The sequence below is a fragment of the Brevundimonas mediterranea genome, assembly GCF_014196125.1.
GTDB lineage: Bacteria > Pseudomonadota > Alphaproteobacteria > Caulobacterales > Caulobacteraceae > Brevundimonas > Brevundimonas mediterranea.
The window spans coordinates 59,266-76,173 of the sequence record NZ_JACIDA010000001.1 but is presented as its reverse complement, the minus strand read 5'-3'; the positions used below and the strand labels follow the sequence as shown (position 1 = coordinate 76,173).

Below are 16,908 nucleotides of genomic sequence, written 5' to 3'. Positions count from 1 at the left end.
CTCAGCCCCGGTCCAGCGCCCGCCAGCCGATGTCGGAGCGGTTGAAGCCGCCCGGCCAGTCGATCATCTTGATGGCGGCGTAGGCGCGGTCGCGGGCCTGGGCGATGTCGTCGCCCTCGGCGCAGACGTTCAGGACGCGGCCGCCGGCGGCGCACAGCTGGCCGTCTTCGCGGCGTCGGGTCCCGGCGTGGAAGACCTGGACGTGGGGGCCGAAGTCCTGATCGACGCCGCGGATGATCGAGCCTTCCAGCGGGCTGTCGGGATAGCCCTTGGCCGCCATGACCACGCAGATCACCGTCTGGGGCTTGAAGGCCGGGGACGGCAGGCCGGAGACGTCGCCCCGCGCGCAGCCCAGCAGATAGGGGACGATGTCCCCGGCCATCCGCATCATCAGCACCTGGCATTCGGGATCGCCGAAGCGGGCGTTGAACTCGACGACCTTGGGGCCGTCGGCCGTGGCCATCAGGCCGGCGTAGAGAACGCCGCGATAGGGGGCGCCCTCCTCGGCCATCTTGCGGATGGTGGGCTGGACGATGAGTTCGTCGGCCTGTTGCACCAGGTCGGCGGTGAAGACCGGGGCGGGCGAATAGGCGCCCATGCCGCCGGTGTTGGGGCCGGTGTCGCCATCGAAGGCGCGCTTGTGGTCCTGGGCGCCGCCGAACAGGACGGCCTGCTTGCCGTCGCACAGGGCGAAGAGGGAGCCCTCCTCCCCGTCCATGAACTCCTCGATCACGACGCGGGCCCCGGCGGCGCCGAAGCGGCCGCCCAGCATGCGCTCGATCTCGGCTTCGGCGTCGGGACGGTCGGGGCTGATGGCCACGCCCTTGCCGGCGGCCAGGCCGTCGGCCTTGATGACATAGGGAGGCTTGAACACGTCCAGCGCGGCCTTGGCGTCCTTGACCGTGTCATAGACGCCGTAGCCGGCGGTGGGGATTTCGTGGCGTTCCAGGAAGGCCTTGGAGAAGGCCTTGGACACCTCCAGCTGGGCCGCCTTGGCGGTGGGGCCGAAGCAAGGGATGCCGGCCGAGGCCAGACGGTCGGCGAGACCGGCGGCCAGGGCGACCTCGGGCCCGACCACGACGAGGTCCGCCTTGATCTCGCGGGCCAGGGCGGCGAGGCCCTCCGCGTCGTCGGCCTTGACCGGACGGAGCTCGCACAGCTTCTCGATGCCCGGATTGCCGGGAGCGGCGACGAGGCGGGTGACCAGTGGCGACTGGGCGATCTTCCAGGCCAGGGCGTGTTCGCGCCCGCCCGATCCGACGAGAAGAATAATCATGAAGTCGGCAATGACGGGCCTGCGTCGGGCGGTCAAGCGTCCGCCGGGCTGAAGCGTCAGAACAGGGCGGAAAGGACGTAGACGACCAGGCCGATCAGGGCGATCCCACCGATGATCAGCCAAGGGCTCAAGGCGCCGCCCGCCCCGCTGCGACGCATGAGGTCGCGCTCGCGAGGGTCGCGGTCGTCCGGATCGGTTCCTTGGGGGTCGGCGGCCATGAAAGCCGAACGGGGCGGCGTCGATCCTGTTCCCGCAGGAGGCGACGCAGGCTAGGATGGGCCGATGAGCGACGACTCCTATGTGTTCGAAGGCCCGGCCGAGGCCGCCGCCCCGCGCGACAACAATCCCCCCCTGTCGATCTCCGAACTGTCCTTCGCCCTGAAGCGGACGCTGGAGGAGCGATTCGGCCACGTCCGGCTGAGGGGCGAGGTGTCCAAGGTCAATCGTCACGCCTCGGGCCACATCTATCTGACCCTGAAGGACGACAAGTCGGCCATCGACGGAGTGATCTGGAAGGGATCGGTGCGCGGCCTGGGCGTCCAGCCGGAGGCGGGGCTGGAGGTCATCGTCACCGGCAAGATCACCTCGTATCCGGCGCGGTCGTCGTACCAGATCGTGATCGAGAGCATGGAGGCGGCCGGCGCCGGCACCCTTTTGGCGCAACTGGAGCGGCTGAAGGTCCGGCTGCGCGAGGAAGGTCTGTTCGAGCCGGGGCGCAAGAAGCCCCTGCCCCAGTTTCCTCGCACCATCGGCGTCATCACCAGCCCTACGGGTGCGGTGATCCGCGACGTGCTGCACCGGATCGCCGAACGCTGGCCCTGCCGGGTGATCGTCTGGCCCGTGGTGGTCCAGGGCGAGGCGGCGAGCGGCCAGGTGTCGAACGCCATCCGCGGCTTCGACGCGATGACTGTCGATGGGCCGATCCCCCGCCCCGACCTGCTGATCGTGGCCCGTGGGGGCGGCTCGGTCGAGGACCTGTGGTGCTTCAACGACGAAGGGCTGGCGCGGACGGTCGCGGCGGCGCGAATTCCGATCATCTCGGCCGTGGGGCATGAGACGGACACCACCCTGATCGACTTCGTGTCCGACCGGCGCGCGCCGACCCCCACCGGGGCGGCCGAGATCGCGACGCCAGTGCTGGCGGACCTGAGATATGCGGTCGCCGACCTGGACCGGCGGATGGTCCTCGCCGGCGGGCGGCTGATCGAGGATCGGCGCACGCGGCTGCGCGCCGTGGCGCGGGGTCTGCCGGCGCGGCCGGAGGATCTGCTGGCCCTGGCGCAGCAGCGACTGGACAACGCCGCCAGCCGGCTGGGTTCGGGGCTGCAACGCAATGTCGCCCTGCACGAACGGCATCTGGCCGTGACGGGCGGCAAGCTGAGCCCCGCCCTGTTGCGGGCGCGGATCGAGCGAGGACAGGACCGGTTGCGCGGCGCGGGCGACCGGCTGGGCGCCGCCTTGCAAGCCGGCGTGGCGCGCGGCGAGCGGCGGCTGCTTCAGGTTTCGGCGCGACTGTCGCCCGCCCCCCTGCATCGTCGGCTGGACCAACGCGAGGCGCGGTTGCAGGCGCTTGGGGCGCGGCTGGACGGCGTCATGCCGCGTCGGCTGGAACGGGACGCGGATCGGCTGGCGGGCCTGACGCGCGCCCTGGCCACGCTGGACCCCGGCCGGCCCAAGCCCGGCTTCGCGCGGGTGGAAAATCCGGACGGCGACTGGATCACTTCCGCAGCGACGCTGGAGGCGGGCCAGGCAGTGCGTCTTGTGTTCGGTGACGGCGCAAGGGGCGCGATCATCGACGGCGGCGACGGCCGTACAGCGTCCGCCCCGGCGCGGCCGGCGCCTCGGCCCAAGCCTGCCGCGCCGGGGCAAGGCGACCTGTTCTGACCGGTTCCGTCCGTTTTCCGCTTCGCCCCGGCGGCGCTTCCTGCTAACCGCCGCCCCATGAAGATCCCTCGCATCGCCCTGGCCGCCTATGGCTTCGCCCTTCTGATCATCGTGCTGGACCAGTGGACCAAGGCCTGGATTCTGGGCCTGCCCGACGTCGCATCGATCAGCCAGATCCCGCCCGGCTATGTCTTCGCCGAGGTGCTGCCGCCGATCCTGCGCTTCACCTTTGTTCAGAACACCGGCGTCAGCTTCGGCCTGTTCGGCGGGGGCGAGGCGCGCTGGGGGCTGACCATCTTCTCGGTCATCGTCTCGGCCGGCCTGGCCTGGTGGGCGACCCAGTCGAATCGCCGCCTGCTGATCACCGCCATCGGTTTCGTCATGGGCGGGGCCCTGGGCAATGTCATCGACCGGGTCCGCTTCGGCTATGTGGTCGATTTCATCGACTTCTCCGGCACGGGCGTCTTCCCCTGGGTGTTCAACATCGCCGACAGCGCCATCACCATCGGCGTCATTCTGCTGATTCTGGACAGCTTCCTGTCCGACAAGGCCGCCAAGGCCTGAAACCGGCTTTCGACTGATCCAAAGCCCGTTTCACGGCCTCGGCGAGATCGCCGGCGCAGCGGATCAGGCTCGAAGGTTGGCGCGGCCCCCGAAAAGTCGTAATCACCCCGTCTTCACTATGCCAACAACGCCCGTAGAGGCGTTTCGAGCATCAGCCGATCAGAGCCTGAACCCATGCGTATCCGCAGCGTCGCCGTACTGACCCTCGCCGCCTCCGCCGCGCTCGCCGTGTCGGCCTGCGGCAGCCTCAAGCAAGGCATTGGCCTGACCAAGGTCGTGCCGGACGAGTTCGTGACCGTCTCCACCGCCCCGCTCAGCGTCCCGCCCGAGTACGGCCTTCGCCCGCCCGCACCCGGCCAGCCGCGTCCGCAGGAACTCGCGCCTGAAAGCGCCGCCCGTCAGATTCTGCTGGGTCAGCGCCAGGCCGTCACCCGCACCCCGGGCGAGCAGGTCCTGGTCGCCCAGGCCGGCGCCGACCAGGCCGATCCCCTGGCCCGTTATGTCGTCGACGACGAGTTCGGCGACATCGCGCACAAGGACGAAAGCTTCGCCAACCGCCTGATGTTCTGGCGCAAGGATGACGCATCGACCCAGGCGCCGACCGTTCGCCAGACCTCGGAAGGTCAGACGACGATCGACGCCACGACCGAGGCCGCGCGTCTTCAGGCCCTGACCGGCGGCCAACAGGCCATCACCATCACCCCGCGTCGCAGCGGCGGCTTCAAGCTGCCCGGTCTGTAAGACCTCTTCGCCTCTTTTCTAAGGACGCCTGCCACGGCGTTGGTCCTCTCGCTGTCGGAAGATAACTGATGCGTCGCGTGCTCTCCGCCCTGGCCGCCGTCTCCATTGCGGCCGCTGTCCTGCCCGTCGCCGCCGAGGCGCAGACCTCGCAGCGCCAGCGTGATCGCGGTTCCAGCGGCCAGCAGGCCGATGGTGCTGAAAACGCTCCCAGCCGCGCGCCGCGCATCGCGCCCTTGCGCCGCCGGCCCAACGCCGGCCCCTGCCCCTTTGTGAAGGTGCTGTACGACGCCGCCCGCTACGTCGAACTGGAAGGCGGCCGCGCGGCCGTCTCCAACGTCGCCTACACCGGCGAGATCGAAGGCGTGTCCGCTGACTGCGAATACCGCGAGGCCGATCCGATCCGCCTGGATATGGACATCCTGTTCGAGCTGGGCCGTGGCGAAAAGGCGGCGGGTGACCAGAAGACCTATCGCTACTGGGTCGCCGTGACCGAGCGCAACAACGCCATCCTGGCCAAGGAATATTTCGACCTGCCAGTGGATTTCGACGGCCAACGCACCGCCTCGGTCCATGAACAGCGGACCATCGTGATCCCCCGCGCGGGCATCGACACCAGCGGCGGCAATTTCGAAGTCCTGATCGGCTTCGACGTCACGCCGGAAATGGCCGAGTTCAACCGCTCGGGCAGCCGCTTCCGCGTCAACGCCGGCGTGCCGGCCCAAGCCTCTGCGCCGAACCAATAATGGCTGATCTGAAGACCGTCCTCAGCGAAGCGGTCGCCGCCGCCTTCGCCGCCGAAGGCGTGGATGCGGCCCTGGCGCGCGTCACGCCGTCCGACCGCCCCGACCTGGCCGACTTCCAGTCGAACGGCGCCCTGGCCGCCGCCAAGGCGTTGAAGGCCAATCCGCGCGAGCTGGCGGGCAGGATCGCCGAGCGGCTGAGCTCCGACCCGCGCTTCGCCTCGGTCGAGGTGGCGGGACCGGGCTTCATCAATCTGAAGCTGGCCGATGCGCTGCTGGCCGAACGCGCCACAGAGGTGGCCGCCGACGCCGAGCATGCGGGCGCCGCCGTCGTGGCCGATCCGCGCAAGGTGGTGATCGACTACGGCGGTCCGAACGTGGCCAAGCCGATGCACGTCGGCCATCTGCGCAGCGCCATCATCGGCGAGAGCCTGAAGCGGCTGTTCCGTTTCCGCGGCGACCACGTCACCGGCGACGCCCATTTCGGCGACTGGGGCTTCCAGATGGGGCTGCTGATCGTGGCCTGTGGCGACGAAGGGCTGGCGGAAGGTTTCCTGGTCGATGGCGACGGGCCCTTCCCGGCCGACAGTCCGGTGACCCTGGCCGATCTGGACCGGCTGTATCCGCTGGCGGCGGGCAAGGCCAAGGAAGACCCGACCTTCCGCGACCGCGCGCGCAAGGCGACGGCGGAGTTGCAGAACGGCCGGCCCGGCTATCGCGCCCTGTGGAAACATTTCGTGGCGGTCAGCCGTGAGGCGCTGAAGCGCGAATACGGCGATCTGTCGGTCGATTTCGACCTGTGGAACGGCGAGAGCGACGCCGACCCCCAAATGCCCGAGATGCTGGCGCATCTGAAGGCGACCGGTCTGCTGGTCGAGGACGACGGCGCCCAGGTGGTGCATGTCGCCAAGCCCGGCGAGACCCGCAAGAAGAAGCTGGCCGACGGTTCGGTGATCGAGGCCCCCTCGCCCCCGCCCCTGCTGGTGATCAGCTCGGAAGGCTCAGCCATGTACGGCACCACCGACCTGGCGACGATCCTTGACCGCAAGAAGGCCTTGGCGCCGGATCTGGCCCTGTACGTCGTCGACGAACGCCAGGCCGAGCATTTCGAACAGGTGTTCCGCGCCGCCTATCTGGCCGGATACGCCGCCGAAGGGACGCTGGAGCATCTGGGCTTCGGCACCATGAACGGTCCCGACGGCAAGCCGTTCAAGACCCGTGCGGGCGGGGTGTTGAAGCTGCGCGACCTGATCGACCAGGCGACGGACAAGGCGCGCGAACGGCTGCACGAAGCCAAGCTGGGCGACGACCTGTCGCCGGAAGAATTCGAAGCCATCGCGCACAAGGTGGCCATCGCCGCCCTGAAGTTCGCCGATCTGTCGAACGCCCGCACCACCAGCTACGTCTTCGATCTGGACCGGTTCATGAGCTTCGAGGGCAAGACCGGCCCCTATCTGCTGTACCAGTCGGTTCGGATCAAATCCCTGCTGAGGAAGGCCGCCGAACAGGGCGCGGCGGCCGGCGCCATCGTCATCGCCGAACAGGCGGAGCGCGATCTGGCCCTGACGCTGGACGCCTTCTCGACCGCCGTGTCGGACGCTTATGACAAGCGGATGCCGCATCTGGTGGCCGAGCACGCCTATCGGGTGGCGCAGTCCTTCTCGAAATTCTACGCCGCCTGCCCGGTGCTGGTCGCGCCGGACGAGGCGACGCGGGCTTCGCGCCTGACCTTGTCGGCTGCGGCCCTGCGTCAGCTCGAGACGGCCCTGACCCTGTTGGGGATCGAGACGCCCGAACGGATGTGACCGCCGTTCTGTGACCTGAAAGACGCGGACTCCGCTGCGCTCCTCTGATTAACCTTTACGGGGGACAGGGGGCGGACGACGGATGGGGAAACCCTACGGTCAGCATCAGGGACGCATTCGCATGGCCGATGGGGCCGTTCGCGGCATCGGTCCCGGCGATTTCACGCCGCCGTTCCTGAAACGCCGCGCCGTCCTCTATGTCGACGGCTATAACCTGTTTCACGCCCTGCTGGACCAGAAGCGGCGAGAATGGTTGTGGCTGGATCTGCAGGCCCTGGGGCGGGGGCTGATCGATCCGATGGAGCGGCTGACCGGCGTCGTCTGGGTCAGCGCGCACAAGCCCCAGGCTCGGGCGCGGATGGAGGCGCTGTTCCGCTATGAGACGGCGCTGAGAGCCCGGCGCGTGCGCTGTCTGATGGGCCATTTCGTCGTCCACGGCGAACATTGCCGCGCCTGTGGCCACGGCTGGAGTTCGGCGACGGAGAAACAGAGCGACGTCAACCTGGCCCTGGCGGTGGCGGACGATGTGGCGGCGAACCGGGTCGATAGCGTCTATCTGTTGACCACCGACGGGGACCATGCGGCGACGGTGCGGTTCGTGCGCGAGGCCTATCCGGACAAGCGGATCGTCAGCGTCGCCCCGCCCGGCCGGATGCATAACCGCCAGATCGCCAACTGGACCGACGAACTGGTGGGCGTCGGGTCCAATCTGCTGGCCCAGTCCATGCTGCCTGACCGACTTAAGACGGCCAAGGGCTGGATCGAACGGCCCGAGGCCTGGAGCGCCCGTCCCAGCCTGCCCCCGCCGCCCGATCCGCCGCCCAACGACGACGCCGGAAAGACCAAGGCTGGACATCTGCGGCTGGTGGTGTCGAATTGACCCCTTCCCTCCGAAGGATGCTCCATGTCGCTAGACGCCTATATCGCCGGCCTGCCCAAGGCTGAACTGCACCTGCACATCGAGGGCTCGCTGGAGCCGGAGCTGATGTTCGAGCTGGCGCAGCGCAACGGGGTGTCGATTCCCTATGACAGCGTCGAGGCGGTGCGGGCGGCCTATGATTTCTCGAACCTGCAGGATTTCCTGGACATCTATTACGCCGGGGCCGCCGTGCTGCTGACGCGCAAGGATTTCGAGGATCTGGCCTTCGCCTATTTCCAGCGGGCGGCCGCCGATAACGTGCGCCACGCCGAGATCTTCTTCGATCCCCAGACCCATACCGACCGGGGCGTGGCCTTCGGCGTGGTGGTCGAGGGGCTGATCGCGGGGATGGACCGGGCCAAGGCGGAACTGGGCGTCAGTTCGGGCCTGATCCTCAGCTTCCTGCGTCACCTGACCGAGGACGAGGCGTTTGCGACCCTGGAGGCGGCCAAGCCTTATCTGCATCATTTCATCGGGGTGGGGCTGGATTCGTCGGAGGTCGGCCATCCGCCGTCCAAGTTCCAGCGCGTCTTCGCCGCCGCCCGCGACCTGGGCCTGAAACTGTGCGCCCACGCCGGCGAGGAAGGCCCGCCCGCCTATGTCCACGAGGCGCTGGACCTGCTGCACATCGACCGGATGGACCACGGCAATCGCTCGATGGAGGACGAGGCCCTGGTCGAGCGGCTGGCGCGCGAGCAGATGACCCTGACCGTCTGCCCGCTGTCGAACCTGAAACTGTGCGTGGTGAACGACCTGAAAGATCATCCCGTGCCGGAGATGCTGCGCCGGGGCCTGCACGTCACCCTGAACTCGGACGACCCGTCCTATTTCGGGGGGTATGTGAACGACAACTACAGCCGGCTGGCGGCGGCGGTGGGGCTGACGAAGGATCAGGTGACGCTGCTGGCGCGGAACAGTTTCGAGGGGTCGTTCCTGGGCGAGGCGGAGAAGGCGGCGTTCGTGGCGGAGGTGGAGGCCTACGCCAAGGCGGGCTGACTCCGTCCCCTTTCGTCATTCCGGGCGAAGGGCCGCTTGGCCCGAAGACCCGGAACCCAGCGGCGCCGAAGGCGAAATGGGGCCGCCGCACGATGCTGGAATAGCTTGTCCGCGACAGGTTCGCGCTCACGCGCGCCGCTGGGTTCCGGGTCTCCGCTGCGCTACGCCCGGAATGACGAAAGGAAGAAGGAGGGTCAGCCGAAAAGGGCTGCGGCCTCGATCTCCGTCCCCCCCAGCCCCCGGAAACTGTCCCGCGCCGCCGCCTCGCTGTGCGGCGCGATGGCGCGGCTGGCGTCGGAGACGACCACGGCCTCGAAGCCTTCGCGGACCGCATCTTCGGCGGTGAAGCGGACACAGTAGTCGAAGGCCAGGCCCGCGAGGAAGACGCGGGTCACGCCCAGATCGCGCAACAGGCCGGCCAGGCCCGTCGGGGTGCGATGGTCGTTCTCGAAGAAGCCTGAATAGGAATCGACCGCCGGATTGTAGCCCTTGCGGATCACCGCCAGCGCCTTTTGCACCGTGGGCGCGACGTCGGGATGGAAGTCGGCGCCGGGCGAACCCTGGATACAGTGATCCGGCCACAGCATCTGACGGCCGTAGGCGACCTCGATCTCGGTGAAGGGGGCCACGCCGGGGTGGTTGGAGGCGAAGCTGATCTGGTCCGGCGTGTGCCAGTCCTGGGTCAGGATCACCCGGGCGAACCGTTCGGCCAGCTGGTTGATCACCGGCATGATCCCCGCCCCGCCTGCTACCGCCAGGCTACCGCCCTCGCAGAAATCGTTCTGCGGATCGATGACCAGTAGGGCGTCTGTGGCGGCGATCTGCATCACACGCCCGCGTAGGCGTCGATCTCGTTGGCCGAGCCCAAGGCGACGGGGATGCGCTGGTGCAGGTGCTCGGGCTGGATGTCCAGGATGGGCTGCGTCCCGTCCGTCGTCGCCTTGCCCCCGGCCTGTTCAACCAGGAAGGCCATCGGATTGCCTTCGTACATCAGGCGCAGCTTGCCGGGCTTGTTCGGCTCGCGGCTGTCCCACGGGTACAGGAAGACGCCGCCGCGCATCAGGATGCGGTGGACGTCCGCCACCATGGCCGCGACCCAGCGCATGTTGAAGTTCTTGCCGCGCGGCCCCTCTTCGCCTTTCAGCAGGTCGCCGACATAGGTCTGCACCGGCTCGGACCAGTGGCGCAGGTTCGACATGTTGATGGCGAACTCCTTGGTGTCCGGCGATATGGCGATGTCGTCGTGGGTCAGGATCCAGTCGCCGTCGTTCGACAGGGTGAACCCCTTCACCCCGGCGCCGGTCGTCAGGACCAGCATGGTCTGGGGGCCGTACAGCGCATAGAGGGCCGCGACCTGGTTGCGGCCCGGCTGCATGAAGTCGGCTTCGGTCGGCGAAGGCGTCGCGGACTTGAGCACCGAGACGATGGTCCCGACCATGGCGTTGATGTCGATGTTGGACGAGCCGTCCAGCGGGTCGAACAGGACCAGATAGTCGCCGGTCGAATGGGCCGACGGCTGGACCTCGTCCATTTCCTCGGAAGCGACGCCGGCGACGGCGGGGCTGGCCAGAAGGGCGTCGGTCAGCATGTCATTGGTCATGACGTCGAGCTTCTTCTGCTCCTCGTCCTGGACGTTGATCTGGCCCGAAACGCCCAGGGCCCCGGCCAGAGCGCCGCCGGCGACGACCTTGCTGATGTCCGCACAGGTGGCGGCGACGACGGTCAGGACCGTCTTCAGCCCCTCGGGCGCGTCCAGGGCGGCGATATGGGCGTCGAGGCGGGTGCGGTCGGCGGTCATGCGGTCGGTCCGGTGCGGCTGGAAGCGTCGCACTGTTCTTGGCGGGCCGACGGCGTAAGGGCAAGGGCCACGCGTCAACCGGCGAGACCAACGCTGATAATGACGCCGCCACACCGCCTGCAAAAGCCGACGACGCTTGACTTGGAGCCGGAGTCGGTGGCTTAGGTCGGATGCTCTCGCGGGAGAGTTCGGGACTGGGAAACTAGGCTCGACGCCGAAGGCGCAACCGCCCCGGAAACGCTCAGGCAAACGGACCGCGACAGCATACGGACGCTGGAAAGTCGCTCTTTACGGGCGCGCCGACGGAGCAAGGCGACATGATTTGGTCGCCGGAATCTCTCAGGCTTCAGGACAGCGGGGGCGCGAAGACGGCGGAGCTCCGCCACCAAACGCGACCGTGAAAGCCTGAACCATGACCGACCAAGTCCTGAAGACCACGCCCCTGAACGCCGCGCACCGCGCCCTGGGGGCCCGGATGGTGGGCTTCGGCGGCTATGACATGCCAGTTCAGTATGAAGGCGTGCTGGCTGAGCACCGCTGGACCCGCGAACACGCCGGCCTGTTCGACGTGTCGCACATGGGCCAGTGCAAGATCACCGGCGAGGACGCCACCGCCCAGTTCGAACGGTTCGTGCCCGGCGACTATGAAATCCTGAAGGCCGGCAAACAGAAATACTCCCTGCTGCTGAACAAGGACGGCGGGATCATCGACGACCTGATGGCCGGCCGCCCCGACCACGACGGCCTGTTCGTCGTCGTCAACGCAGGCAACAAGGACGAGGACTTCGCCTTCTGGGAGGCGAACCTGGAAGGCGACGCCAAGCTGACGGTGCTGGACCGCGCCTTGATCGCCATCCAGGGGCCGGAAGCCGCCGAAGTCATGGCCGCGCATGAGCCGATCCTGGCCGAGATGGGCTTCATGGAATGCGCCCGGCTGATGCTGTTCGGCGTCGACTGCTATGTCTCGCGTTCGGGCTATACCGGCGAGGACGGCTATGAGATTTCGGTGCCGGCGGATCAGGCCGAGCGGGTCTGGAACACGATTCTGGAAGACGCCCGCGTCAAGCCGATCGGCCTGGGCGCCCGCGACAGCCTGCGCCTGGAAGCCGGCCTGCCGCTGCACGGCCATGACATCGACCCGACGACCAGCCCGGTCGAAGGGGCGCTGACCTTCGCCCTGTCCAAGTCCCGCAAGGAGCGCGCAGATTTCAACGGCGCCGACCGCATCCTGAAGGAACTGGCCGACGGTCCTTCGCGCGTCCGCGTCGGCCTGATCGTCAAGGAAGGCGCCCCGGCCCGCGAAGGCGCCGAGATCGCCGACATGGACGGTAACGTCATCGGCAAGGTCACCTCGGGCGGCCCCTCCCCTACGCTGGGCAAGAACATCGCCATGGGCTTCGTGCCGCCGGCCTATGCCGCGCTAGGCGCGGACCTGAAGGTCATCGTGCGCGGCAAGACCGCCGCCGCCGAAGTCGTCGCCATGCCCTTCGTGGCGCAACGCTATTATCGCAAACCGAAGACCGTCTGAGGATCAGATCATGAAGTTCACCAAGGATCACGAGTGGGTCAGCCTGGACGGCGACATCGCCACCGTTGGCATCTCGAAGCACGCCGCCGACGCCCTGGGCGACGTGGTGTTCGTGGAAGTGCCCGAGGTCGGCAAGACCGTCGCCAAGGGCGCCAGCTTCGCCGTGGTCGAGAGCGTCAAGGCCGCGTCGGACGTCTACGCCCCCGTCTCGGGCGAAGTGGTCGAGGCCAACGACGCCCTGTCGACCGCGCCGGAAACGGTCAACTCGGCCCCGCAGGCCGACGGCTGGTTCGCCAAGATCAAGGTGTCGGATGCCGCCGAACTGGACGCCCTGATGGACCAGGCCGCCTACGACGCCTTCCTCGCCACCCTCTAAGCCCCATCGGACCCGCTGATTAAGAGTCGGCGGGTCTTCGGCCTTTCACGGCCCAGGACAAGACCATGCGTTATCTCCCCCTGACGCCCGACGACCGCACGGCGATGCTAGCCGCCATCGGCGCGAAATCGATCGACGACCTGTTCGTGGACGTGCCCGAGGCGGCGCGGCTGGACGGGCCGGTGGACCTGCCCCGCGTGGCCGGCGAGATGGAGGTCGAACGCGCCCTGTCCGCCATGGCGGCCAAGAACGCCACGGCCGGCGCCACGCCCTTCTTCTGCGGCGCAGGGGCCTACAAGCACCATGTCCCGGCGACGGTGGATCACGTGATCCAGCGGTCGGAATTCCTGACCAGCTACACCCCCTACCAGCCGGAAATCGCGCAAGGGACCCTGCAGTACCTGTACGAGTTCCAGACCCAGGTCGCGAACCTGACCGGCATGCCGGTGGCCAACGCCTCGCTCTATGACGGGTCCACCGCCATGGCCGAGGGCGTGCTGATGGCGACCCGCGTGACCCGCCGCAACAAGGCGGTGATCTCGGGCGGCGTCCATCCCCACTACGTCAAGGCGACCGAGACCGTGGTCCACGCCGTCGGCGTCGAGACCCAGGTCCTGGCCCCGGCGTTTGACGCCGAGGCCGCCGTGATCGACCAGATCGGTCCAGACACGGCCTGCGTCGTCGTCCAGACCCCGAACGTCTTCGGCACGGCGACGGATGTGACCAAGATCGCCGAGGCCGCCCATGCCGCCGGCGCCCTGCTGATCGTCGTGGTCACCGAGGCCGTGTCGATGGGCCTGCTGAAGTCGCCCGGCGAGATGGGCGCCGACATCGTCGCGGCCGAGGGCCAGTCGATCGGCAACGCGCTGAACTTCGGCGGTCCCTATGTCGGCCTGTTCGCCACCCGCGAGAAGCTGATCCGCCAGATGCCCGGCCGCCTGACCGGCGAGACCGTGGACGCCGACGGCGAACGCGGCTTCGTCCTGACCCTGTCGACGCGCGAACAGCATATCCGCCGGGACAAGGCGACCTCGAACATCTGCACCAATTCCGGCCTCTGCACCCTGGCCTTCACCATCCACATGAGCCTGCTGGGCGAGACGGGCCTGCGCAAACTGGCCCTGCTGAACCATGAGAAGGCTATGGCCACGCGCGACGCCCTGGCCGCCATTCCGGGCGTCGAAATCCTGACCTCGCGCTTCTTCAACGAGTTCGCGGTACGCCTGCCCAAGAATGCCGCCGAGGTCGTCTCGACCCTGGCCGACCACCATGTGCTGGCCGGCGTGCCCTACAGCCGCCTGGCCCCCGACGCCGGCATGGACGACGTCCTGCTGGTCGCCGCGACCGAGACCACCCTGGATGTCGACATCCAGATCCTCGCCAAGTCGCTCTCCAAAGTCCTCGGCGCGTAAGGGATACTGACCATGAGCACCATGAACACTGTCGGCCGCCCGACCGCCCCGAACGAAGTCGCTTCGAAGCCCGCCACCCTGACGGGCGGCCGGGGCCTGTTGCAGAACGAAGCCCTGATCTTCGAGGGCGACGGCTGGGGCAAGACCGGCGTCGATCTGGCTGAGCCCAAGACGGACGGCTCGGACCTGGGCGACCTGGTCCGCAAGGATCCGATCGGCCTGCCCGGCCTGTCGGAGCCCGAGGCCATGCGCCACTATGTGCGCCTGAGCCAGAAGAACCACGCCATCGACCTGGCCATCTATCCGCTGGGCTCGTGCACGATGAAGCACAACCCGCGCCTGAACGAGAAGATGGCCCGCCTGGCCGGTTTCTCGGACATCCATCCGCTGCAGCCGATCTCGACGGTGCAGGGCGCGCTGGAGCTGATGGATACGCTGGCCCACTGGCTGAAGACCCTGACCGGCATGCCCGCCGTCGCCCTGTCGCCCAAGGCCGGCGCGCACGGCGAACTGTGCGGTCTGATGGCTATCCGCGCCGCCCACGAGGCCTCGCGCCAGCATGAGAAGCGCCGCAAGGTTCTGGTGCCCACCAGCGCCCACGGCACCAACCCGGCCACGGCCGCCTTCGTCGGCTACACCGTCGTCGAGGTCGCCCAGACCGAAGACGGCCGCGTGGACGTGGCGGACTTGGCGTCCAAGCTGGGCGACGACGTCGCCGCCATCATGGTGACCAACCCCAACACCTGCGGCCTGTTCGAGCGCGACATCCTGGAGATCAGCCGCCTGACCCACGAAGCCGGCGCCTATTTCTACTGCGACGGCGCCAACTTCAACGCCATCGTCGGCCGGGTGCGTCCGGGCGATCTGGGCGTGGATGCGATGCACATCAACCTCCACAAGACCTTCTCGACGCCGCACGGCGGCGGCGGGCCGGGCGCGGGTCCGGTGGTCCTGTCGGAAGCCCTGGCGCCCTTCGCCCCGGCCCCCTGGGTCGTGCACGACGCCGACGGCTATCGCCTGATCGAGCGCGAGGAGGACGAGGCGGTTCAGGCCTTCGGCCGTCTGTGCGCCTTCCAGGGCCAGATGGGCATGTATGTCCGCGCCCTGTCCTACATGATGTCGCACGGCGCCGACGGCCTGCGTCAGGTCGCCGAGGATGCCGTGCTGAACGCCAACTATATCAAGGCCCGCCTGTCGGACCTGATGAGCGCGGCCTTCCCCGACGGCCCTTGCATGCACGAGGCCCTGTTCGACGACGAGTGGCTGAAGGGCACGGACATCACCACGCTCGACTTCGCCAAGGCGATGATCGACGAGGGCTTCCACCCGATGACCATGTATTTCCCCCTGGTCGTCCACGGCGCCATGCTGATCGAGCCGACGGAGACCGAATCCAAGGCCGAACTGGATCGCTTCATCCACGCCATGCGTCTGTTGGCCGAAGCCGCGAAAGCCGGCGACGTCGATCGCTTCAAGGGTGCGCCCTTCCATGCGCCGCTGAAACGCCTGGACGAGACCCGCGCCGCCCGCTCCCCGGTGTTGCGCTGGTCCGCGCCGGCGGGCTCGAACCAGGCGGCTTAAGGGCTTCAACAAAGCCCCGTCATCCTCGCCACAAGGGCGAGGATGACAACGTAAGAGGGCGACCGCCCTGTATCGTGTCCTGACGGCAACAGCCGTGAACCCTTGGTCAATCATGACCAAAGCTTCACATCGCAGACACGGATCGGCCATGGACACACAGTCTTAAGGTCGCTGTGGCAGGTTGGCCACGGTTGCTCTTTCCCCTCCCCAACCGGGATCGAGCGGCCGTGACGATCGTTGTCACTGGGTCTCCTCCCTTTTCGTCTGGCGCCGTCTTGACCTTCGCAACTGCGATCCGCCTTCCGTCCTTCCGTTCGCGCAGCCGCACCCTGCGCGCGCTCAAGCGTTGGGCCTTGATGGTCGGCGGGCTTTTCGTGGTGCTTCTGGGCATTCTGATTGCGCCCCTGCCCGGTCCGGGCGGCATTCCCGTCATCGCCGTCGGCCTGATGCTGATCCTGAAGAGCTCCTTCTGGGCCAAGCGCCAGTTCATTCGCGCCCAGTACGCCCGGCCGAAATGGGTCTATCCCTTCCGTCGACTCATGCGGAAGAAGCCCGAGTTCGCCCCGGTCTTCTGGCAACAGGCCCTGCGTGCGGAAAAGATCGTGCTTAAGAGACCTCGTCGTCGCCTGATCCGGGCGCGGAAGATGCTTCGTCGGTATTTCCGGAAGCTTTTCCGCTAGTTGACTGACGTTCTCGCGGTTGCGGTGTCGCAACTGCTAACCACATCATCGTGAACGCCCTTCTCCCTCTACAGGCGTATTCTGCCGGGGCGTTATCAGAGAACCACCAATGCGTTGGGAGGCGCTAAGGTCATGATGTCACGCGTAAAAAAGGGCATGATTGCGGGTCTCGCCGCCACCATCGCCGTTTCCTTGCTTGAAATACCCAATCTGTTCCTGAACTGGTTCGACCCCTTCCAGGGGGTGATCGCCACCATGATCGGCATGCCCGGCAACATGGCCGTCGGCTGGGCGATCCATGCCGTCAGCGGGGTCTTCATCCTGGGGCCGCTGTTCGGCGTGCTGTGTCCCCGCCTGCCCACCGACACTCCCGAGACCAAGGGCATTGTCTTCGCCGTCGGGGCGTGGGTGGTGATGATGGGCGCCATCATGATGTTCGGAGACTACCGAACCTTCACCGCAGCGGCCGGCTTCGGCACCTTCGGATGGCTGCTGATCACCCATGCGGTGTTCGGCATCGTGCTGGGCAATGTCTATGCCCGACTGGTGACCCGCGAGAAGCGGCACGCGGCGCACTTCATGGGCGGAGCCACCGCCCACTGAAAGCG

Annotated in this window: 17 protein-coding genes and 2 riboswitches; of the genes, 13 read left to right on the top strand and 4 right to left on the bottom strand. The window is 67.7% G+C overall.

Annotated elements, in window-relative coordinates; all coding sequences use genetic code 11:
• Window position 1: 1 nt before the first annotated feature.
• Window positions 2–1,276: a phosphoribosylamine--glycine ligase gene (purD, locus tag GGR11_RS00355; protein WP_183194823.1), complete on the bottom strand. Its 1,275-nt coding sequence runs from the start codon at window positions 1,274–1,276 to the stop codon at window positions 2–4.
• Between the two features lie 56 nt (window positions 1,277–1,332).
• On the bottom strand, window positions 1,333–1,494 hold the full coding sequence (locus tag GGR11_RS00350) for a hypothetical protein (protein ID WP_008261803.1): 162 nt from the start codon (window positions 1,492–1,494) through the stop codon (window positions 1,333–1,335).
• 64 nt (window positions 1,495–1,558) lie between these two features.
• On the opposite strand from GGR11_RS00350, the gene xseA reads away from it, so the two are divergent.
• From xseA to GGR11_RS00315, 7 genes are all read left to right on the top strand, one after another.
• A complete protein-coding gene (gene xseA, locus GGR11_RS00345; RefSeq protein ID WP_183194822.1) occupies window positions 1,559–3,160 on the top strand; it encodes an exodeoxyribonuclease VII large subunit in 1,602 nt (533 codons plus the stop codon).
• A 57-nt stretch (window positions 3,161–3,217) separates the two neighbouring features.
• Entirely contained in the window at window positions 3,218–3,724 is a 507-nt protein-coding gene (gene lspA, locus GGR11_RS00340; RefSeq protein WP_035307679.1) for a signal peptidase II, read from the top strand.
• A gap of 174 nt (window positions 3,725–3,898) precedes the next feature.
• Window positions 3,899–4,465, top strand: a complete 567-nt coding sequence (locus tag GGR11_RS00335; RefSeq protein WP_008261403.1) for a DUF3035 domain-containing protein — start codon at window positions 3,899–3,901, stop codon at window positions 4,463–4,465.
• 68 nt (window positions 4,466–4,533) lie between these two features.
• Window positions 4,534–5,208: a Tat pathway signal sequence domain protein gene (locus GGR11_RS00330; RefSeq protein WP_183194821.1), complete on the top strand. Its 675-nt coding sequence runs from the start codon at window positions 4,534–4,536 to the stop codon at window positions 5,206–5,208.
• On the top strand, window positions 5,208–7,010 hold the full coding sequence (gene argS, locus GGR11_RS00325; protein WP_183194820.1) for an arginine--tRNA ligase: 1,803 nt from the start codon (window positions 5,208–5,210) through the stop codon (window positions 7,008–7,010). The genes GGR11_RS00330 and argS overlap by 1 nt, the downstream gene beginning before the upstream one ends.
• Window positions 7,011–7,131: 121 nt before the next feature.
• A complete protein-coding gene (locus GGR11_RS00320) occupies window positions 7,132–7,890 on the top strand; it encodes a PIN domain-containing protein (RefSeq protein ID WP_183194819.1) in 759 nt (252 codons plus the stop codon).
• Between the two features lie 24 nt (window positions 7,891–7,914).
• Window positions 7,915–8,925, top strand: a complete 1,011-nt coding sequence (locus GGR11_RS00315) for an adenosine deaminase (protein ID WP_183194818.1) — start codon at window positions 7,915–7,917, stop codon at window positions 8,923–8,925.
• Between the two features lie 194 nt (window positions 8,926–9,119).
• On the opposite strand, the gene pncA is transcribed toward GGR11_RS00315, so the two are convergent.
• Both pncA and GGR11_RS00305 read right to left on the bottom strand, forming a co-directional pair.
• Window positions 9,120–9,752, bottom strand: a complete 633-nt coding sequence (gene pncA, locus GGR11_RS00310; RefSeq protein WP_183194817.1) for a bifunctional nicotinamidase/pyrazinamidase — start codon at window positions 9,750–9,752, stop codon at window positions 9,120–9,122.
• Window positions 9,752–10,723 carry a class 1 fructose-bisphosphatase gene (locus GGR11_RS00305; protein ID WP_183194816.1) on the bottom strand — a complete coding sequence of 324 codons (972 nt, stop codon included), beginning with the start codon at window positions 10,721–10,723 and terminating at the stop codon, window positions 9,752–9,754. The genes pncA and GGR11_RS00305 overlap by 1 nt, the downstream gene beginning before the upstream one ends.
• Window positions 10,724–10,892: 169 nt before the next feature.
• A riboswitch (glycine riboswitch) is annotated at window positions 10,893–10,990 on the top strand.
• Window positions 10,991–10,994: 4 nt separating this feature from the next.
• Window positions 10,995–11,080: riboswitch (glycine riboswitch) on the top strand.
• 55 nt (window positions 11,081–11,135) lie between these two features.
• Between GGR11_RS00305 and gcvT the strand changes: the two genes are divergently transcribed.
• The 6 genes from gcvT (at window position 11,136) to GGR11_RS00275 (ending at window position 16,903) form a co-directional block, all read left to right on the top strand.
• Window positions 11,136–12,251: a glycine cleavage system aminomethyltransferase GcvT gene (gene gcvT, locus GGR11_RS00300; RefSeq protein ID WP_183194815.1), complete on the top strand. Its 1,116-nt coding sequence runs from the start codon at window positions 11,136–11,138 to the stop codon at window positions 12,249–12,251.
• Window positions 12,252–12,261: 10 nt separating this feature from the next.
• On the top strand, window positions 12,262–12,627 hold the full coding sequence (gene gcvH / locus GGR11_RS00295) for a glycine cleavage system protein GcvH (protein ID WP_183194814.1): 366 nt from the start codon (window positions 12,262–12,264) through the stop codon (window positions 12,625–12,627).
• Between the two features lie 65 nt (window positions 12,628–12,692).
• A complete protein-coding gene (gene gcvPA / locus GGR11_RS00290) occupies window positions 12,693–14,039 on the top strand; it encodes an aminomethyl-transferring glycine dehydrogenase subunit GcvPA (protein ID WP_183194813.1) in 1,347 nt (448 codons plus the stop codon).
• Window positions 14,040–14,051: 12 nt separating this feature from the next.
• Window positions 14,052–15,620 carry an aminomethyl-transferring glycine dehydrogenase subunit GcvPB gene (gcvPB, locus tag GGR11_RS00285; RefSeq protein ID WP_183194812.1) on the top strand — a complete coding sequence of 523 codons (1,569 nt, stop codon included), beginning with the start codon at window positions 14,052–14,054 and terminating at the stop codon, window positions 15,618–15,620.
• A gap of 275 nt (window positions 15,621–15,895) precedes the next feature.
• Window positions 15,896–16,300: a PGPGW domain-containing protein gene (locus GGR11_RS00280; RefSeq protein ID WP_246331462.1), complete on the top strand. Its 405-nt coding sequence runs from the start codon at window positions 15,896–15,898 to the stop codon at window positions 16,298–16,300.
• Between the two features lie 132 nt (window positions 16,301–16,432).
• On the top strand, window positions 16,433–16,903 hold the full coding sequence (locus GGR11_RS00275; RefSeq protein ID WP_221205056.1) for a DUF6789 family protein: 471 nt from the start codon (window positions 16,433–16,435) through the stop codon (window positions 16,901–16,903).
• The last annotated feature ends 5 nt before the right edge of the window (window positions 16,904–16,908 follow it).